This is a genomic window from Streptomyces sp. HUAS MG56, assembly GCF_058673395.1.
Window position 1 is genome coordinate 938,603 of sequence record NZ_CM178722.1, and the last position, 17,688, is coordinate 956,290.

Genomic DNA, 17,688 nt, shown 5'->3' on the forward strand with positions numbered 1-17,688 from the left:
CTTCGTGCTGAACACGATCAGTTCGACCTTGCCCTTGCCGAAATCCTCATCCGCCCTGGTGGGAGCTGGTGTCCGGGGAGTGCGGGATCTTGATGGCAGTCGCTTGAGTCGGCGCTCTGGCGCGGCCGTCGATGGTCGCGGCAACATGATCGATCGTGCTGTTGCGCCTGGCTTGCCTACAGGGCTCTTGCAAAGTCGCATTTCTCTGATGTTTCCGCTGGTCAATTGACGCGTGCTCGGCAAGGTCCGCACCGACCCGAAGTGGGCGACCGCCCTGGTGAGGGCCCTGCTGGTGCTGACGAACCGCGAAGTCGCCCGCTGACCGATGACCTTGCCGACAGTCATCCGCCCCTGACCAGCATGAGCACCCCGGAGCCCACGCACACTACCCCACTTGACCTGCAAGCTTCACGATGCACCACTCACACGTCACCACCCCCGACACCAATCCGATGAGATCAGTAGTCACCCCATGACAGCCGAACTCCAACACCTCCGCCCACAAACATGCTGGCCAACAAGGCATCCACCACGTCAGACCCCGTTGTCGACCAACCCACCGCCACAACACCGAGCATTCGCAGCACGAGCAGCTGGAGGACATCGACCCTCCCTGGTGCCCCACCTGGCCGGTGGAGTGGCAGCGCGCCTGGACCGCGCCCTGAAGAAAGTCGCCCAGCTGGGCGGTTCCGGCGAGCGGGTGCCGGGGCGCAGGGCTCCTGTGCGTGGGGGCGCGACGGAGCGTGCACGCCTCCGAAGGCCCAGGTGGTCGGCGGCCGGATCGCCGTCCGGGACGGGAGCGGGTTGCCGGCCAGGGTGGCGTGGACGGCCGCCCGGCGGGATCCAGTGTCGCCTGATCCCGTGGGGTGGCGTCGAGCGGCGTGCGCTGGGCAGTGGCCCGCACTCCCGGCGGGGCGCCGTAGCGACCTGTATCTGCAGCCTCCTGGGGGCGGCAGCCGGTGACCGCAAGGCGGGACTAAGGCCACCGACAGAGCACCGGCCAGGATGGTTGCCAGGGCAGGAACAGGACGGCCGGAGGCGGCGATGGGGCGAACAGCTCAGAGTGGTGATGGTCCCAGGGATGTCATCTGGGACATCACCTATGCGTGCCCGCTGCGGTGTACGCACTGTTATTCCGAGTCGGGTCGGCGCCCCGCTCGGCAGGCGGACCGGGACCGGATGCTGCGGATCACCGATGCGATCGTGGCGCTGGGCCCGGGTGTGGTGTCGCTGGGCGGGGGTGAACCGCTGGCGGTGCCGTGGCTGGACGAGGTCGCCCGGCGGCTCACCGGTGGCGGTGCCAAGGTGGTCCTCTACACGGGGGGTTGGTCGGTCACCCGGGCGATGGTGGAACGGCTTGCAGAGGTGTGCCATCGCTTCGTGGTCAGTCTCGACGGGCCGAACGCGCAGGTACACGACCGGATCCGGGGCCGGGCGGGATCGTTCGACCGGGCCCTGCGCACGCTCGGGCTGCTGGACGAGGTGTCCCGCGAGCGCCGTCAACAAGGCCTGAAGCCCCTGCAGTTCGGAACGGACTGTGTTGTGGTGCGCAGCAACGCGGACCGGCTTGAGGAGTTCTGCACCCGGATCGCGCCGCGCTTTGCGGAACTGCGCATCTTGTCCTTCCAGGCGGTGATTCCCGCCGGACTCGCCAGCCGCCCGGGGTTTGTGGAGCGGGAGCTGCCGGATGACGAGCAGGTTCGCCGGCTCGGCAGTGAGGAGGAGCGGGCGCGGCTTGCCGCTCTTGCGCCGCCGGGAGTCCTGGTGCTCACCTCGGACAACCTGGAGCTGCGGATGGCTCCGGACCAGGTGGCGCGCGGGCTGGGTTTCCAGGTCATCCAGGTGGAGCCGGACGGGCAGGTGCGGGCCATGCCCGTGTACGAGGGGACGGTGGGAAGTCTTCTCGACGAGCCGGTGGACGTGCTGTGGCGGCGGGCGCTGGAGAGATGGGACGACCCGTTCGTGGCCCGCACACTGTCCGCGGTGCGCACCATGGCCGACTGGGCCGAGGCGGTACGGCTCATGGACCACCGTTTCGGAACGGACGCCGACCGAACCCGGTTCGCCCGACGTCCCGATCTGCCCGCCGCGCCTGTCGAAGTGAACGGAGGCCGTTGACATGGACGCCGACACGATGCTGTGCGACATCGTCACGGCCGTGCTCTCGCGCGCCGGGGACGATGGATCAGGGCCTGTGGGCGGTTGGCGTGTGAGGGCCGGGGACTTCTGGTGTTACGTGTCTCCGCCGCGTGAGGCGCAGCAGGTACAGGGCTGGAAGCTGCACCTTTCGGCTACGCCCTTGTCGGCTCCTTTGGTGCTGTGCCGTGCGGCTGAGGTCCTGGTGCGGCGAAACTGCAGGTTCAAGTTCGCCGGCACTGTCGACCGAGTGGGCGAACTGGTGTCACGGCACTACGAACGGGGCGGAGGAGGTAAGTTCCTCACCGTCTACCCGGAGGGGGACGAGGACTGGTTGCGGGATGTGGCCGGTGAGCTGCACCGGGCGACCCTGGGCCTGCCCGGGCCCGGCATTCTGTCCGACCGAGCGTGTTTCCCGCACAGCCTGGTGCACTACCGCTACGGGGTCTTCAGCGGGGTGAGCGCGCTGAACGGGGACGGGATGCGTGCCGCGATGCTCATCGCCCCGGACGGGGCGCTGGTGGATGACAGCCGCCGGGCGTGGTTCGCGCCGCCGCCGTGGGCTCCGCGCGATCCGTTCGCACCCGGCCGCTCCTGCGAACCGCCCACGCCGGCACCGGTGTTGCTGCACGGACGGTTCCTGGTCAGGAGTGTGATCCGGCATACCTTCGCGGGCGGAGTCTACCGGGCGGTCGACCAGGGCACCGGGGAGGCGGTCATCGTCAAGCAGGCGCGCCGTCATGCGGCGGCCACGACGGCTGGGGGCGACGCACACAGTCTGCGGCGCCATGAGGCGGCGATGCTGGACGAATTCGCCGGCAGCGGCTTCACCGCGCGCCCGGTCGCCGTGTTCGAGCAGCAGGGTGATCTGTTCCTGGTGCAGGAGGCCATCGTGGGTGCCACGCTGCGCCGTTGGGTGCTGGACCACATGGTGTTCGACGACGGTGGCACGTGGGGGCCGGACCCGGACGAGACGATGTCCTTGGCCTGCCGTCTGACGGAACTCATGCGGGCGGTGCACCACAAGGGCTGGGTGCTACGGGACTTCAATCCGAACAACGTGATGGTGGCCGGTGACGGCACCTTGCGGCTGATCGACCTGGAGACGCTCGCCCGTCCCGGGGAGCCCGTCCAGCGTGTCCACACGCCCGGCTACGCGGCGGCCGAGCAGGTGAACGCGGAGCGCATCAGTGCCGCGCCCCGCACCGAGTCCGATCTGTACAGCCTCGGCGCGACCCTGTTCTATCTGGCAACCGGTGTCGATCCGCTCCTGGCTTCCGGCGACGGCGGGGCCGGTGCGCAAAGGGAACGGCTGGTCTCCTGGCTGGGGCGGCTGTCGGCCGACAACCCGGCCGCACGCCGACTCGCGCCGCTCGTACGGGCGTTGCTCGACGACGATCCCGCAGCCCGGCCGGCCCTGGACCAAGTGCTGAACCGGCTGCAAAAGGATCAGACCGGACCGGTACGCTCCCGTCCGGCCCCGGACCCGGCGTGCCGGCGTCTCGGGGAGGGCGAACTCAAGCAGCTCGTGACGGACGGTCTTGACCACCTCATCACCACGATGACTCCGGAGCGCTCCGACCGACTGTGGCGGTCCGGCCCGGCCGGGGCTGTGGCGGACCCGTTCAACGTCCAGCACGGCGCCGCCGGGGTGCTCGGTGTACTGGTCCGGGTCCACCAGCTCGAACCACAGCCTGCGGTGCATGAGGCGGTGCGTGGCGCGGCGCACTGGATCAGCGGGCGGGTGGGCCGTGAGCCCCGGTGCCTGCCGGGGCTGTACTACGGTCGGTCGGGCACCGCCTGGGCGCTGCTGGACGCGGCCGGGCTGCTGGGGGACGCCGCGCTGCTGGACCATGCAAAAGCGCTGGCGGGCGGGGTGCCGGTGGAGGGGCCGGTGCCCGATGTCTGCCATGGTGTGGCCGGGGCCGGGCTGACCCAGCTGCGGTTCTGGGAGGCCACCGGGGAGCCGCGGTTCCTGGAACGGGCGCGGCAGGCGGCCGAGGCGCTGAGCGACATGGCGGTGCGCAGGGACGGTCTGCTGCTGTGGCCGATTCCCAGGGAGGTGCTGGCGGCCTCCGACGACCTCGCCCATTACGGGTTCGCGCACGGTGTGGCGGGGGTGGGTGCCTTTCTCCTGGCGGCCGCACGAGCCACCGGTACGGCCGCGCACGCAGAACTGGCCGTCGAGGCCGCCCGGACGCTGCTCGCCGTCGCCGAAATGGAGGAGGAGGGCGCGTACTGGCGGACCGGGGAGCCGGGCAGCCCGCGCAAGACGCACTGGTGCAGCGGCTCCTCGGGAGCGGGCACGTTCCTGGTGCGCGCCTGGCAGGAGACCGGCGAGGAGGAGCTGCTGGGGGCGGCCCGGCAGGCGGCCGTGGCCGTGCGCCGTACCCGCTGGCACGAAGGGCCCACCCAGTGCCACGGTCTCGCCGGGGACGGCGAGTTCCTGCTCGATCTCGCCCAGGCCACCGGCGAGGACAGGTACCGGGACTGGGCCGCGGAACTCGCGCTGGGCATCCATGCCCGCCATGTCGTGCGGGACGGGCGCATGGTCGTCCCCGACGACACCGGCACGGCCGTGTGGGCCGACTTCAACACCGGGCTCTCCGGAGTGGTCGCCTTCTTGTCACGGCTCACGCACGGCGGCCCGCGGATGTGGCTGCCGCTCTCGCTGACGGCGGCGAGACCCGAAGGCCTCGATGAGGCCTGCAGTGAGGACTCCGGTGCGCGGGTGGCGCAGGCCGCCCCCGGTACCGGCTGATGATGCGCGATGACGAAAGGAGGTGAATGGTAATGGAGTTCGACGTGAACGCCCTGCAGGTTCTGGAGCAGGAGGAGCCCGAGAGCGGCGCCTGGCCCGAGCCGACGCGGTGCTCGTGCTGCAGCACCTTCTGACGGCTGCGACCGCCCACCAGGTCACCGCCCCCGCCCCGGCGGGGGCGGTGACCGACCGGCACGACCGGCACGAGTGACATCGCGGACACCACCGACATGGCCGATACGACCGGTCCGGCTGACCGGGCTGGAGGGAAGGGCAGATCATGCGCACACTGCGGGGCCGCTGCAGAGCGCTGTGGCCGGTACTTGCCGTCGTCCCGGTGGGGGCCGTCGTCCTGGCCGCTCTGCCGGCACCGGCCCTGGCTCCGGTACCGGCACCGCCAGGGACGGCGGCACGCGCCTTCCCCGTCGGCAGGGCCGTACTCTCCGCCGGCCGGGCCGTGCCGCGGCCCTGTTACTCGGCCCTGCTCCGTCCGGGTACTGCGGGTGTGTCGGTGCGCGAGGTCACCTCGCCGGCCACCGGTGTGCTGCGGGTGCGGCTGGCACCCCGGGGCGGCGCGCCCGGGGACTGGGACGTGGCCGTGTTCGACAAGGCCGGCGGAGCCCTCGTCGATGCCTCGTCCGGGCCGCACAGCCGGGAGTTGGCCGAGGGAACCGTTGTGCGGGGGCAGCGACTGGTCGTGCAGGGCTGCCGCTATGCCGGCCGGGCCGGGACGGTGTCCCTGCGTGCTGATGTCGTGCCCGGGCAGGGATCCTTTGCTCCCACCCGTCGCCCTGCCGCCGCCGCGGCGCGTTCCACGCTGCCTTCCGGCCGTAGCACGTATCGGCAACTGTACGAGTACGAGTACGAGTTGAAGGACCTCGCCCGTACCCATCCGTCGCTGGTCACCTCCGTCACGCTGCCCTACCTGACCGCCGAGGGGCGGGAGGTGTCCGGGGTGGAGATCGCCACTGACCCGGTCCGGAAAGAGGACGGCAAGCCGGTGATGCTGACCCTCGGTCTGCACCATGCCTCGGAGTGGCCCAGCGGGGAGATCGCGATGGAGTGGGCGTACGAGCTGACGCTCGGCTACCGCACCGATCCCCGGATCCGTGCGCTGGTGCGCAGGACCCGCAGCGTCATCGTGCCGGTCGTCAACCCCGACGGTTTCGCCGTCTCCCGCACGGCGGCGCCCAAGGGGGACTTCTCCCGTTTCGACTACGAGGACAAGCGCAAGAACTGCGCCGCCGGGGGCGCGCCGGCGCAGGACCGGACGGGACCGTGCGCGGCGAACGCGGCCGGGCGGTTGCGCGGTGTGGACCTCAACCGCAATTACGCGGGCTTCTGGGGCGGTGCCGGGGCCTCACCGCTGTGGGACGACGACCACTACCGCGGGCCGGCGCCCTTCTCCGAGCCCGAGACCCGAAATGTGCGCTCTCTGGTCTCCGCCCGGCAGGTCACCGACCTGGTGAGTCTGCACACCTATGGGGACCTCGTGGTGCGCCCGCCGGGTGCCAACGACACCCAGCCGCCGCTGGACGAACCGGCCTACCGGGCCCTGGGCGACCGGCTCGCCGCCCACAACGGCTACCACAGCGAACCGGCACGGGAGTTGTACGAGGCGACCGGGATGACGGAGGACTGGTCGTACTGGGCCACCGGGGGATTCGGCCTGACCCTGGAGATCGGCCCGCGCACCGCCCATCCTCCCTACGCGGACGGCGTGGTGGCCGAGTACGCGGGTCTGGCTCCGGCGGCCGGGGCGGGCAAGGGCGGCAACCGGGCGGCGCTGCTGGAGATGCTCGCCGACACCGCGGACCCGGCGGCGCATGCCACGGTCGTGGGGACCGCACCGCGCGGATACCGGCTGCGGCTGCACAAGTCGTTTCGGACGCCGACCTCGCCGGTGCGGCGGGCGGACGGATCGCAGGGGCCGCCGCTAGAGGTGGCCGACACGCTCGATTCGACGCTGCTCGCCCCGGGCGGCGGGTTCGCCTGGTCGGTCAACCCCTCCACCCGGCCCTACGTGGCGGGGCGCTACGGACGAGACCCCGAGGCCCCCGTCCAGCCGCCGGTCGTCCTCGGCCACCCGCCCGTCCTGCCGCCGGTGAACACCGACTACCCCACGGACCCGGTGGCGGACCGTGTCCCGTTCACCGTCGAGGGTCCGCCGCGGGCCGACAACGGGCGTATGACGGTGTCGGTCAACTGGCGGTCGCGGAGCACCGAATGGGATCTGTACGTTCTGGACGCGGCAGGCAGAACGGTGAGCGAGTCGATCATCGGCGACACCGACTCCCAGCAGGTCGTCCTGTTCGACCCGCCGCCGGGCCGGTACACCGCCGTGGTGGTCGACTTCCAGCAGGCCGACCCGCGTGTTGCGGACCCCTGGAAGGGCCGGGTCGACTTCCGCTCGCCGCTGCCCACTGTCCATGGCTCCACCGAGGCGTACACCCTGACCTGTGAGGATCCGGGCGGGCACCGGGTGGGGGGCAAGGCGGTCACCGTCGGCCGGGGGCAGCGGGTGGACGTCGGGGATGTGTGCGCGGGCGCGCGGGCGCAGGGTCAGGGTCCCGGTTCCGGGCCCGAGCGCAGATAGGTGAGGACCGCGGTGACGCGGCGGTGCAGCTGGGTCTCCTCGGCGAGGCCCAGCTTGGCGAAGGTGGAGTTGACGTGCTTTTCGATGGTGGATTCCGACAGCGACAGGGATTCGGCGATGGACCGGTTGTTCTTGCCCTGCGCCATGTGCCGCAGCACGTCGAGTTCTCGGCGGGTCAGCTGGGACAGCGGCGCATCGGTGGTGCGAGTGAGGCTGCCCACCAGAACCTCCACGATGCGCGGGTCGATCACGGAACGTCCGGCGGCGACCTCCCGCAGGGCCCGTAGCAGTTCCTCAAGCTCGCCGATGCGTTCCTTGAGCAGGTAGGCCAATCCGTCGGTGCCGTGCTGGAACAGGGCGAAGGCGTACTGCTCGTTGGCGTGCTGGGAGAGCACGACCACGCCTATGCCGGGGTGGCCGGCGCGGATGGCGTGCGCGGCGGTGATGCCTTCGGTGTGGTGGTCGGGCGGCATCCGGATGTCGGCGATCACGGCGTCGGGACGCAGCCGCTGGACCGCGTCCAGCAGTTCTTCCGCGGTGCCGACGGCAGCGACGACGACCACCTCGCCGGTGTCCTCCAGCAGACGGCGAGTGCCCTCGCGCACCAGGTAGTGGTCCTCGGCGATGACGACCCGCATCCTGGTGGACGTTGGTTCAGACATCTGCGGTCTCCCGTCGCGTCTCGGTGATGCGCGCGTGCAGTGTGGTGCCGTTGCCGGGCCGGCTGATGATGGACAGTTCGCCGCCGACGGCCTCGATCCGGTCGCGCATGCCGGTCAGTCCGGAGCCGAGCCCGGTGGTCGAGCACAGCCCGACCCCGTCGTCGCTGACGTCCAGCAGCAGTGATCCGCCGGCGCGGCCGATGCGTACGGTCACACCGGCTGCCCGGGCGTGTTTGAGGACGTTGGTGAGTGCTTCCGACACCACGAAGAACGCCGCCTCCTCGATGTCGGGTGTGAAGCGTGCCGCGCGCACGGAGGGTTCGATCTCGACGGTCACCGGGATCGGCAGTCTGCGGGCCCGGGACATCACGGCCGCCGCCAGGCCCTGGTCGGTCAGGACGGGCGGATGGATGCCGTGGGCGAGCTCGCGCAGTCCGTCGATGACCCGGCAGGCGTCGTCCTGGAGTTCGGTGAGGGTGGTGTGCACCGTGTCGCCGTTGCGGCACAGCTGGTTGCGGGCGAGTCGTAACTTGGCTACGAGCGCGACGAGTTCCTGCTGTATGCCGTCATGGAGCTGGCGCTCGATCCTGCGTCTTTCGGTGTCCTGCGCCTGAACGATGCGCGTGCGGGACGCGTTGAGTTCGCTGGCCTGGCGCTGCACTTCCTCGATGCGGATGGAGAGTTCGGCATTGAGGCGTGCGTTGTGTACCGCCAGTGCCGCCTGCCGGGCCAGGGTCTCGACCAGGTCTCGGTCCTCGGGGGTGAACCGGCCCTGGGCCTTGGGCCCGTACTCGATGAAGCCGAGGACGTCGTCGCCGTAACACAGCCGTACCCTGGTGGGTGAGGCGTCCGTGCCGTCCGGCATCGTGCCCGCGGTGCCCCGGGCGGAGGGAAGCCGGCCCGGATCGGCGGTGCCCAGCTCGACGTTCACCCAGCGCAGGACCAGCCACTCCTGCAGGCTGACAGCGAGCTGCGGTGCCAGCAGCGTCAGGTCGTAGGCGTGCTCAAGGGTCGTGCCGAACTGCACCAGAAGTTCGAAGTTGGAGCGTCGCACCCCGAACACGCGCCGTGCGGCCACCTGGTTGAGCTGCTGGCGAAGCGGCTGGAACAGCATCGTCGCGGCGACGGCCACCAGGACGGCGGCGCTGATGGGAAGGTACTGGCTCGCGGTGAGCCCCAGGGCGGTGACCATGCCCAGGTACCATCCGCCGATGATGACCCAGAGCAGGCCGTAGACGGTGGAGCGCCGGGCGGTGAAGTCCAGCCCCGGCAGCCGGTGCCGGAACGCCGCGTACACCAGACCCGCCGAGATCAGGACATAGGGCAGCGCGCCCAGGGTGCAGCCGACGAAGTAGGCCGGCCCGCTGTCTCCCTGCCACATCCGCACAAGCCGCATGGAGCCGCGAGCAGCGAACAGAGCGAAGGCCGCTGCTACGACCGCGGGCCACCGGCCGGTGTTCCGGGTGTCGGGGCGCTTGGTTCCCGGCAGCGAGCGTGCCAGCAGCAGCCCCGCTCCGATTGCGGGCATCCATGCCTCCGGCTGGACGAGCAGCCGCAGCTCCAGCCACTGCGGCATCGGCACCGCCATGAGTACGAGCGGAGCTGCGAGCAGCAGCCACAGCAGCCGCAGCGTGATGCGTTCGCGGGCGCGGTGCTCGCGTCCGTCCGGCAGCAGGGCGAGCAGCCGGGCGGTCATGACGGCCGCGATCACGTCGATGGTGCGGGCCAGCAGTAGCAACGGCCAGCTGGCGGCCGGTCCCGGGACCCAGCCGGCGACGGAGCCCAGGGCAGCCACGGTGAAGCGCACGACCAGCCCGAGGGCAGCCCACGATCCGGTCGCCAGCGCCCGCCGCGCGACCGGATGGGCCGGGGCCTTCCAGCACAGTGCAAGCCCCGCCAGATAGCACGGCGATACCGCGCCCAGAGCCCAGGGCAGCGTCCGCGTGGCCGAGAGCAAGGCCCCGAGCCCGACCGCGTAGAGCAGCCCCAGTCCACCGCAGATCGCCAGGACACGCATGCCCCGTGCGTCCTCAACCGCCATGGCGCAAGTGTTCCTTGACCGTTTTGCGCTGTACAGGACGCATGCCTCCTACTGTGGTGGCGGACAACCTCCATACCAGAAGAGAGGGCGCCCGCCTTCGCCGTCCGGGCGGCGAAGGGCACACTTCTCGCTGGGCGATCCGGGGGGGCCGGGTCGCGGTGAGCGTGGCTGGCGCCGCGCAGCGGGCGGCGAGGGGGCGGGTATGACCACCACACAGACGGCACCGTGTCACCGGTTACCTGAGCGCGAAAAGGCGCGATGTACGACGGTCGCACACCTGTTGCGCGAGCAGTCCGGCGAGGACGGTCGGTTGGTCGCGCTGTTCCAGCTGCTGGGCGAACCGCAACGGGCCGTGGCCGCCCACCGGCGCCTGGCCTCGGCCGGGTTGAACACACCCGAGGAGATCGCGGCGGCGGCCTGGGCCGCCGCCGCCCACTGCGCGCGGGGCGCGCTGAGGCAGGCCCAGGACCTCGTCAGGCGCACCGTGGGCGCGCTGGAGCACTGCAGTGATCCGTACGCCGTGGTGGTGGCTCGCACTACGGCTTCGGCCGTGGCGGCCACGGACGGCCGGTGTGCGGCCGCCGAGCATCACCGGCAGTGCGCGCTGCAGGCCGCCCGTACGGCGGGCGATCCACTGCTGCGGCTGCTGTCGGTGGTGGGTACGGCGCAGCAGCGGATCGAGCAGGGGGAGCCGCGTGAGGTCCTCGCCGAACTGGACAGTGCGCTGGGTACGGCCGGTCAGGATGCCGTACTGGCGGTGGCCCTGTTGCTTTCGGCGCGGTGCCGGCGGGCCGCCGCACTGCTGGTGTTGGGTGAACTGGACCGGTCCGCCGCCGAGTTCACCGATGTGCTGATGGACTATCACCGACTGGGAGACGGCGCGGGCCTCGCGCTGGGGGCGCCGGCGCTGCTCGGTGTCGGCGATGTCCACCGGGAGCGTGGTGAGCTGGGGCCGGCCAGGGCCGCCTACCAGGAAGCAGTGGTCCTCGCCGAACGGTCCGGCGACCGCCAGACGCTGTCCGCGGCGCTGACCGGGCTCGCTCTGTCCCGCGGCGGCAGCGAGCCTCACTCGGCAGCGGTTCTGGCGTCCCGGGCGGCCCTGGGGTGCGCCGGTCCGCCGCGGATCCGCGCCCTGCTGGCGGGCGGCTGGATCGCGCTGACGGCCGGGCGCTGTGAGGCGGCCGAGGAGTCGGCCCGGCAGGCAGCAGGCGAGCCCGGTGCGCAGGGGAGCCGGGCGGTGTTCGCCGAGTTGCTGGAGCTGGAGGCGATGTGTGCCGTCGATCCCGCCACGCGGCAGGCGCTGTTGGGGGACGCCGAGGAGATGTGGGCCACCGCGCAGCGTCCGTTGGCGGTGGCCAGGGTCGCCGTGGCACGGGCGCGGCTCAAGGATGCCGGCGCGACGCGGGTGCGCGAGGCCACCGCCCGGCTGGGCCAGTTCGGGGTGGGGGCTGGGGCCGGCGATGCGGCGGGGCTGCTCAACCGGGCGGCGGCGAGTCAGTGCCCGTCCGTGACGGTGCGGGTGCTGGGCGGCTTCCAGGTCCTGCGGGACGGCTGCCCGGTCGGGGCCGAGCAGTGGCAGTCGAAGAAGGCACGGGACCTCCTCAAGCTCCTGGTGGCCAGGCGCGGCCTGCCCACACCGCGTGAACTGCTGATGGAGGAGCTGTGGCCCGAGCAGGATCCCGCCCGGTGCGCCAACCGGCTGTCGGTGGCGCTGTCCGTCCTGCGTCTGGTCCTCGATCCGCAGCGCCGTATGGCCCAGGACCACTTCATCGTCGCGGACAACTATGTGGTGGGCCTGGCCCGGCTGCACGTGGACGTGCAGGAGTTCCTGGCCGCGGCACGCCATGCGCTGGGCGTCGCCGGGCGGTCAACCGAGCACGCCTTCGCGGCGCTGGCCGCCGCCGAGGGCCTGTACCGCGGAGACGTCCTGGCGGACGAACCGTACGCGCAGTGGGCGACGGCCCTGCGGGAGGAGGCCCAGGCCGCCCATGCGGAATTGCTGGCCAGGCTCGCCGCGGCGGCCGCCGAGAACCGCGACGCCTACGCCGAGATCCACTACAGGCTCCGTCTGCTGGAACGTGATCCGTACGACGAGGACACCCATCTCGCCCTGGTCCGGCTGCTGGCGGCTGCGGGCCGCCATGGCGAGGCCAGGCGCCGCTACCGGATGTACGCCGGGTGCATGGAAGAGATCGACGTCGCCCCGGTGCCGTTTCCCGTGCTGCGGATCAGGGGCTGATCGGGAGCCCGCGCGATGGGCTCGGCTCCAACGTCGGCGCGTCCCGCGCAACCGCAGCCGCGGTCTCGGGCTGGATGCTTCGGGTTGCCACGTGGGCATCCAGCGGCGACCGGTGCGTCTGGATTCGCCGCTGGCCCCGCCAGAATGTTACGGCGGGTTCCGGGTCAGGGTCTTTGCGTGTTGTCGATTCGTCCAGTTGGTCAGGGGATTCCAAGGGCTGTCAGGGGCCGTCGTGGGTCGCGGGCGGTGTAGTGGCAGGCTGCGATCCGGACTGTCTGCTCGGCTCACAGACCGCGTAGACAGTGCCCTTCTTGATCACCTGTCCGGTGGCAGTCACGGGTCAGGTGCCGGAGGCGGTGGTGTCCTGCTGCGCCGCTTCCTGGAAGTCGGCGACGGCGGCGCCGTACGTCTTCGCCCAGTCGGTCAGAGCGGCGATGGGTTCGGTGAGGGTTTGACCGAGGTCGGTGAGGCTGTATTCGACCCGTGGGGGTGCCTCGGCATAGGCATGGCGTTCGACCAGGCCGTAGCTCTGAAGTCTGCGCAGTGTCTGGGTGAGTACCTTGCGGGAGATGCCACCGACGAGGTCGACGAGTTCACCGTGCCGGCGGGGCCTGCGGCTGAAGGCGAACAGGATGATGACGGCTTATTTGTCGGTGATGATGTCGATGGCGAGACGGGCTGGGCAGTCGGCCAGGAAGACGCTTCCGGCTGAGTCGTGCATGGCCGAAGGTTACCAGGAGGTACCTATCGGCTCAGTAGCGTCTTTCCGCATGAGTACGTCGCACACGAAAACCTATGTTCTTGTCCATGGTGCCTGGCACAGCGGGCGCGTCTGGGACCGGGTGGTTCCCTTGCTGACCCGGTCCGGGCATCGGGTGTTCGCCCCTTCGCTGACCGGCCACGGCGAGAAGGAACACCTGCTCACTCCGGACGTCGGCCTGGACACCCACATCGCAGACGTCGTCGCTCTCCTCGGCGAGCGGGACCTCACCAACGTGGTGCTGGTCGGCCACAGTTACGCCGGAATGGTCATCTCCGGCGTGGCCGGCGAGGTCCCGGACCGGATCGCGCATCTGGTCTACGTCGACGCGATGGTCCCGACTGACGGTGAGAGCGCGCTGGACGTCATACCGGAGAAGACCCAGCGACTGATCGACGCGGCCGCTGCCTCCGACGCCCCCTGGCGCATCCCGCCCGTGCCGGAAATGCCCGCGCCCATGGGTCTGTTCGGGGTGACCGACCCGGCGGACACGGCGTGGCTGCGCACGATGCTGTCGGACGAGTCGGTGCGCTGCTTCCTGCAGCCGGTCCGGCTGGACAACCCGGCCGTGGACGCGATTTCCCGGACGCACATCCACTGTGTCGGCAGCGCACCGGGGGACGTCACGCGCCGCCCGGTGCCGGCGGTGCAGCCGGGCGGCGCGGCGTCGCAGGTGTGGGAGCTGCAAAGCGGCCATGACTGCATGGTCACCGTGCCGGACGCACTCACCGACCTGCTGTTGAAGGCTGGCTGACCGGTCGCCGGTTGGGCAGGGTCACGGAACACGCGAGTGTCTGCTCGGGGCGTGCATCCTCTGGCGTTACCCTCGCCACCCAGGCCCGCACCCTGATGATCCTCGGCCGCCACCAGACCACCACCGCAAGGCCCTCACTGATCGTCACCGAGCCCGCATCCTCAGGGAAAACCACCGCCCTGCTCCACGTCGCACGCGCCTGTCACCTGTCCTACACCACCGCAACCCGCCCGCACCCGGCCGCCAACACCCTCAGGTCCCGGTCGTCTACGTCCTCGTCCCGCCCGGCGCCACCGCGAAAACCCTCACCGCCGAATTCGCCCGCTACCTCGGCATCCCCACCACCACCCGCATGACCCAGGCTCAGATCACCGACGCCGTCTGCCACACCCACAACACCACCGGCGTCCAACTCGTCCTCATGGACGAAATCCGCCGCCTCAACCCCCGCACCACCACCGGCGCCCAAGCAGCCGACCTCCTCAAAGACCTCACCGAACACGGGCTCGCTGGCCCCGATGCGGTCATGGACGGCGTCGACGAGGCACACCGCGATGTCACGGCGTGCCTCGTCCGAAAGATTCTTGTAGACGTCGTACTGGTCGGCGGGGGCGTGGAGCCGGTAGGTCACGCGGCGCCCCGCCGGCCCCGCGCGTCAACCACGATGGCGTCGGTCATGTCCGGCGCGTCCTCGTACTCGGGCGGCAGCTGGCCGTGCTCCTTGACGTAGGCGCGCACCGCCTCAATACGGGGGCGTGCCGCCTCAAGCGTCTCGACGGCCGACGTCCACCCACGCCAAGGGATTTTTGATGATCCGAGCCGGCTCGTTCCTCGGGCGGCTCGTCAAGGCCTTCGCCGCCGAACCCGGCTCGACCCCGCTGGGCCACGGGCGCAGCCTCGCGCGACGGTTCATCGTCGCCCTCGCCTGCCGGCCACCCCGCTCCTGACCCCAGGCCCAGGATCAGCGCGCGAAGGACGCCCGGTAGCTTCGGGTGACGGGCCCGAGCCGCGTCGGCTCAGCCCCGTAGACCCCTTCCCGGCCGTTCAGTTCAACACCGCTGCCCGGCGTGCCGGTCCGTCAGGCGGCCAGGCCGAGCCTGCTCAGCGCGGTGGTCCAGTCGGTCACGATGGCGTTCTGCGCAGCCTTCAGGGTGACCTTGCCCGAGCAGACCGCGGTGTGCAGCTTCGTCACCACCGGGTCCTTCAGGTTGTTCACCCCCGAGCCCGGCTTGTGGCCCGGATCGGCCGGATGCGGAACTGTCCGGGGATCATCATGCCAGGCAGCCCCAACCCGAAGCGTCGTTGCCGCTCGACTCAGGTGTCGAGGAGTTCCGGCACGAAGATGTCCTCGCACGTCAGCCGGCGCTTCGACAGGCCCTGCTCGTGGTGGTAGCGCAAGAACGTGTCGATGGCCTTGCGGTTCGCGTCGATCCCGTAGGGCCACCAGTCGTCGCCGAGCAGCCGACGGTTCTCCTCGAACAGCGCGCTGAACCACGGCGTGATGACGCGCATGTGCTGCTTCGCGGCGTCGTCGAGGTACTTCCGCTCGGCGAGTTCCTTGGCTTCCGTGAAGGCATCGTAGACGACTCGCGTGAGGCCCTGCCGCTGTGCCAGTTCCCTGCGGATCGCGACGATGTGCATCGGCGGGAAGATCCCGGTACGGCGGTAGTAGTCGCGCTCCACAGCCTCGTAGTCGGGAAACAGACGGGCGACCTTCGGCGAGCCGTCCAGCACCGCCTTCGGCACGTCGACGGAGATTAGTGCGTCGATCTCACCGGATTCGAGCATGGCACCCAGGGTCTGGCCGTCCTCCGCGTGGCGCACGTCGACGCCGTCCGGGACGGGCTGCGGGACCCAGTCGAAGGCGGGGAGGGGGTGGTTGGTGCCGCCGATGACCCAGCGGCACTGGGCCGGGGTCACGCCGTACTCGTCAGCCAGGATGCCCTTCGGCCAGATCCCGGCGTCGTGGCCGTAGAGCCCGAACTCGCCGACGGTCCTGCCGACGAGGTCCTGCGGCTTCTCAACCCCGCTGGCGGTGTTCACGAAGATCGCCGAGTGGCGGAAGTTGCGATTGGGCAGGATCGGCAGCGCCAGGAACGGCGCATCGTCGAGGTCGAAGGTGCGCAGGAAGTAGGTGAGACCGAACTCGGCAAGGTCGTAGTACCCCTCGACGGCGCGACGGAAGATGTCCGACACGAGCGGCGCCGTCTCGAACACCGCGTCCACCCCGTCGACCACGACCCGGCCGTCGAACAGTGCCTCCGTGTGCTCGTAGGCGTAGACGCCGATGTTCAGCTGCGTGCTCATCAGTGGATCTCCTCTCGGGGAGTACACGGGAAGGCCAGCTTCCGTAAATGATCGTTCACCTTTTATGGTGGTCCCGGAATAGTCGAGCCGTCAAGATGAATGCTCATTCACGATGAGAGGGACCGCCATGCCGCGCATCACAGCCGAGCGCCGCGAGGCCAAGCGCGCCGAGATCGTCGCGGCGGCTCGCCGCTGCTTCTCCCGCGACGGGTTCCACCAGACCTCAATGCCGGACATCGCCGCGGAGGCGGGCGTCTCGGCCGGCGCGCCCTACCGCTACTTCACGAGCAAGGAGGAGATCATCCTCGCTATTGCGGGCGACGCGTTCCGGCTGATCTTCGAACCGGTTGAGCGGCTGGCCGAGAGCACAGACGCCCCAGCCGTCACGGAACTGGTGGCCGCCGCGCTCGACACGATCAGCGGCCAGACAGTGCAGGACGCGGCGGGGCACACGGTCGCAGTCGACGAGCTGCTGCGCTGCGCCGTGCAGGCGTGGTCGGAGATGCTGCGCAACGACGAGGTGCGTGGCCCGGCCACCGAGGGCTTCGAGAAGGTCCGCGCCAGCATCGCCGACGCGCTGCGCCGCGGCCGGGCCGCGGGCGCGGTGGCCGCCACCATGGACCCGGACCGCGGAGCCCGCGTGGTGATGGCACTGCTGCACGGATTCCTGCTCCAGCGCGTGGCCTTCGGACTCACGGACACGGCCGGCTTCGCAGACGACCTGCACGCCGGGCTTATCTTGTGACGGGCGATGACCCCAAGCCGGCCCGATCGGCTCAGGCAGCGCGCCACGGGCATCACAGCGGACAGACACCAGCGCATTGATCCCCACACCGCACGTCGCGGTAGCTCACGCGAAACACAGGAGTGCTGGACCGGTCATTCGTCAGACCACCTCGTCCCGCGGCCGGTGATCATCCACAACCTTGATCCACTTTCACAGCGGACCCTCCAGCGGACGGCGGTACTCGCGGTGATGCCCAGAGCCTGCGCCAGGAGCGGGGCCTCAACACGTGCAGCCAGGTGTAGCAGGGCCCTTGCCGGTCCCGTTCCGGGAGGAAGGCCGAGCTTGCGCGGACGGACTACGGCCCGGGCGTGGCTGCGTGGCCGCGGAGGCGATCACATCCAGCTGAAGCACGGCGCGCATCTGCCAGTTGGGGCATCCGGTGATGCCGCCGCCAGGAACAGCGAGGTGGCCTTGCCGTCGTAGCACGCGGGGGCCTTGATGTAGCGCAGGGGGCTAGGCGGCAGCAACGGGAAGCCGCCGACGGTGATCGCGCCCAGCAGGTCCCGCACGAGGGCCTGGGCCTCCACGCTGCCGTCCGGGTAGGCCCGGAGCACCAAGGCCGGCCGCCAGGAGTCGCGGGCGCAGCATCGGCTCGATGGACGGCGTCGCCAGGACACCGCCGGCCGCCAGGCCGTCCAGTCCCCC

Annotated in this window: 13 protein-coding genes and 2 pseudogenes; 10 read left to right on the forward strand and 5 right to left on the reverse strand. The window is 70.6% G+C overall.

The genetic code is table 11. The annotated features are described in order from the left end of the window. Nucleotides 1–4: 4 nt before the first annotated feature. The 5 genes from AC4OXY_RS04685 (at nucleotide 5) to AC4OXY_RS04705 (ending at nucleotide 7,493) form a co-directional block, all read left to right on the forward strand. On the forward strand, nucleotides 5–229 hold the full coding sequence (locus AC4OXY_RS04685; RefSeq protein ID WP_402071907.1) for a hypothetical protein: 225 nt from the start codon (nucleotides 5–7) through the stop codon (nucleotides 227–229). Nucleotides 230–1,044: 815 nt separating this feature from the next. Beyond that, complete coding sequence (locus AC4OXY_RS04690) at nucleotides 1,045–2,118, forward strand: radical SAM protein (protein ID WP_491993241.1); 1,074 nt, start codon at nucleotides 1,045–1,047, stop codon at nucleotides 2,116–2,118. A 16-nt stretch (nucleotides 2,119–2,134) separates the two neighbouring features. Then, nucleotides 2,135–4,897 carry a class IV lanthionine synthetase LanL gene (gene lanL / locus AC4OXY_RS04695; protein WP_491994786.1) on the forward strand — a complete coding sequence of 921 codons (2,763 nt, stop codon included), beginning with the start codon at nucleotides 2,135–2,137 and terminating at the stop codon, nucleotides 4,895–4,897. A 32-nt stretch (nucleotides 4,898–4,929) separates the two neighbouring features. After that, on the forward strand, nucleotides 4,930–5,031 hold the full coding sequence (locus tag AC4OXY_RS04700; RefSeq protein ID WP_191873955.1) for an ALQxL family class IV lanthipeptide: 102 nt from the start codon (nucleotides 4,930–4,932) through the stop codon (nucleotides 5,029–5,031). 146 nt (nucleotides 5,032–5,177) lie between these two features. Further along, nucleotides 5,178–7,493, forward strand: a complete 2,316-nt coding sequence (locus tag AC4OXY_RS04705) for a M14 family metallopeptidase (RefSeq protein ID WP_491993242.1) — start codon at nucleotides 5,178–5,180, stop codon at nucleotides 7,491–7,493. Here AC4OXY_RS04705 and AC4OXY_RS04710 read toward each other — a convergent pair. Together AC4OXY_RS04710 and AC4OXY_RS04715 are read right to left on the reverse strand one after the other, a co-directional pair. Then, the gene (locus AC4OXY_RS04710; RefSeq protein ID WP_376294104.1) at nucleotides 7,460–8,155 is read right to left on the reverse strand and encodes a response regulator; all 696 of its coding nucleotides are present in this window, start codon (nucleotides 8,153–8,155) and stop codon (nucleotides 7,460–7,462) included. The two genes, AC4OXY_RS04705 and AC4OXY_RS04710, sit on opposite strands and share 34 nt — an antisense overlap. Further along, nucleotides 8,148–10,196, reverse strand: coding sequence for a GAF domain-containing sensor histidine kinase (locus tag AC4OXY_RS04715; protein WP_356028101.1), 2,049 nt, complete (start codon nucleotides 10,194–10,196; stop codon nucleotides 8,148–8,150). The genes AC4OXY_RS04710 and AC4OXY_RS04715 overlap by 8 nt, the downstream gene beginning before the upstream one ends. 280 nt (nucleotides 10,197–10,476) lie before the next feature. Here AC4OXY_RS04715 and AC4OXY_RS04720 point away from each other — a divergent pair, with 280 nt between their 5' ends. Further along, nucleotides 10,477–12,435, forward strand: coding sequence for an AfsR/SARP family transcriptional regulator (locus tag AC4OXY_RS04720; RefSeq protein WP_491993243.1), 1,959 nt, complete (start codon nucleotides 10,477–10,479; stop codon nucleotides 12,433–12,435). 340 nt (nucleotides 12,436–12,775) lie between these two features. On the opposite strand, the pseudogene AC4OXY_RS04725 reads toward AC4OXY_RS04720, so the two are convergent. Continuing rightward, nucleotides 12,776–13,156: pseudogene (locus AC4OXY_RS04725) on the reverse strand (winged helix-turn-helix transcriptional regulator). 49 nt (nucleotides 13,157–13,205) lie between these two features. Here AC4OXY_RS04725 and AC4OXY_RS04730 point away from each other — a divergent pair. The 3 genes and pseudogenes from AC4OXY_RS04730 to AC4OXY_RS04740 all read left to right on the forward strand — a co-directional run bounded on the left by AC4OXY_RS04730 (nucleotide 13,206) and on the right by AC4OXY_RS04740 (nucleotide 14,896). Further along, on the forward strand, nucleotides 13,206–13,949 hold the full coding sequence (locus tag AC4OXY_RS04730; protein ID WP_356028095.1) for an alpha/beta fold hydrolase: 744 nt from the start codon (nucleotides 13,206–13,208) through the stop codon (nucleotides 13,947–13,949). Nucleotides 13,950–14,148: 199 nt separating this feature from the next. Continuing rightward, nucleotides 14,149–14,388 (forward strand): annotated as a pseudogene (locus AC4OXY_RS04735) (TniB family NTP-binding protein); the annotation flags it as partial. A gap of 370 nt (nucleotides 14,389–14,758) precedes the next feature. Next, nucleotides 14,759–14,896 carry a hypothetical protein gene (locus tag AC4OXY_RS04740; RefSeq protein WP_356028093.1) on the forward strand — a complete coding sequence of 46 codons (138 nt, stop codon included), beginning with the start codon at nucleotides 14,759–14,761 and terminating at the stop codon, nucleotides 14,894–14,896. A 367-nt stretch (nucleotides 14,897–15,263) separates the two neighbouring features. Here the strand turns inward: AC4OXY_RS04740 and AC4OXY_RS04745 are convergent, their stop codons facing one another. Then, the gene (locus tag AC4OXY_RS04745) at nucleotides 15,264–16,256 is read right to left on the reverse strand and encodes a 4,5-dihydroxyphthalate decarboxylase (protein ID WP_491993244.1); all 993 of its coding nucleotides are present in this window, start codon (nucleotides 16,254–16,256) and stop codon (nucleotides 15,264–15,266) included. Between the two features lie 127 nt (nucleotides 16,257–16,383). Between AC4OXY_RS04745 and AC4OXY_RS04750 the strand changes: the two genes are divergently transcribed. Continuing rightward, the gene (locus tag AC4OXY_RS04750; protein ID WP_356028089.1) at nucleotides 16,384–17,001 is read left to right on the forward strand and encodes a TetR/AcrR family transcriptional regulator; all 618 of its coding nucleotides are present in this window, start codon (nucleotides 16,384–16,386) and stop codon (nucleotides 16,999–17,001) included. Between the two features lie 374 nt (nucleotides 17,002–17,375). Here the strand turns inward: AC4OXY_RS04750 and AC4OXY_RS04755 are convergent, their stop codons facing one another. Further along, nucleotides 17,376–17,552, reverse strand: coding sequence for a hypothetical protein (locus AC4OXY_RS04755; RefSeq protein ID WP_491993245.1), 177 nt, complete (start codon nucleotides 17,550–17,552; stop codon nucleotides 17,376–17,378). Nucleotides 17,553–17,688 lie beyond the last annotated feature (136 nt).

Bases quoted from the DNA above. Each gene is read 5' to 3' on its own strand.
- AC4OXY_RS04700 (WP_191873955.1), top strand. From the start codon at position 4,930: ATGGAGTTCGACGTGAACGCCCTGCAGGTTCTGGAGCAGGAGGAGCCC.
- AC4OXY_RS04715 (WP_356028101.1), bottom strand. From the start codon at position 10,196: ATGGCGGTTGAGGACGCACGGGGCATGCGTGTCCTGGCGATCTGCGGT.
- AC4OXY_RS04740 (WP_356028093.1), top strand. From the start codon at position 14,759: ATGATCCGAGCCGGCTCGTTCCTCGGGCGGCTCGTCAAGGCCTTCGCC.
- AC4OXY_RS04690 (WP_491993241.1), top strand. From the start codon at position 1,045: ATGGGGCGAACAGCTCAGAGTGGTGATGGTCCCAGGGATGTCATCTGG.
- AC4OXY_RS04710 (WP_376294104.1), bottom strand. From the start codon at position 8,155: ATGTCTGAACCAACGTCCACCAGGATGCGGGTCGTCATCGCCGAGGAC.
- lanL (WP_491994786.1), top strand. From the start codon at position 2,135: ATGCTGTGCGACATCGTCACGGCCGTGCTCTCGCGCGCCGGGGACGAT.
- AC4OXY_RS04730 (WP_356028095.1), top strand. From the start codon at position 13,206: ATGAGTACGTCGCACACGAAAACCTATGTTCTTGTCCATGGTGCCTGG.
- AC4OXY_RS04750 (WP_356028089.1), top strand. From the start codon at position 16,384: ATGCCGCGCATCACAGCCGAGCGCCGCGAGGCCAAGCGCGCCGAGATC.
- AC4OXY_RS04705 (WP_491993242.1), top strand. From the start codon at position 5,178: ATGCGCACACTGCGGGGCCGCTGCAGAGCGCTGTGGCCGGTACTTGCC.
- AC4OXY_RS04745 (WP_491993244.1), bottom strand. From the start codon at position 16,256: ATGAGCACGCAGCTGAACATCGGCGTCTACGCCTACGAGCACACGGAG.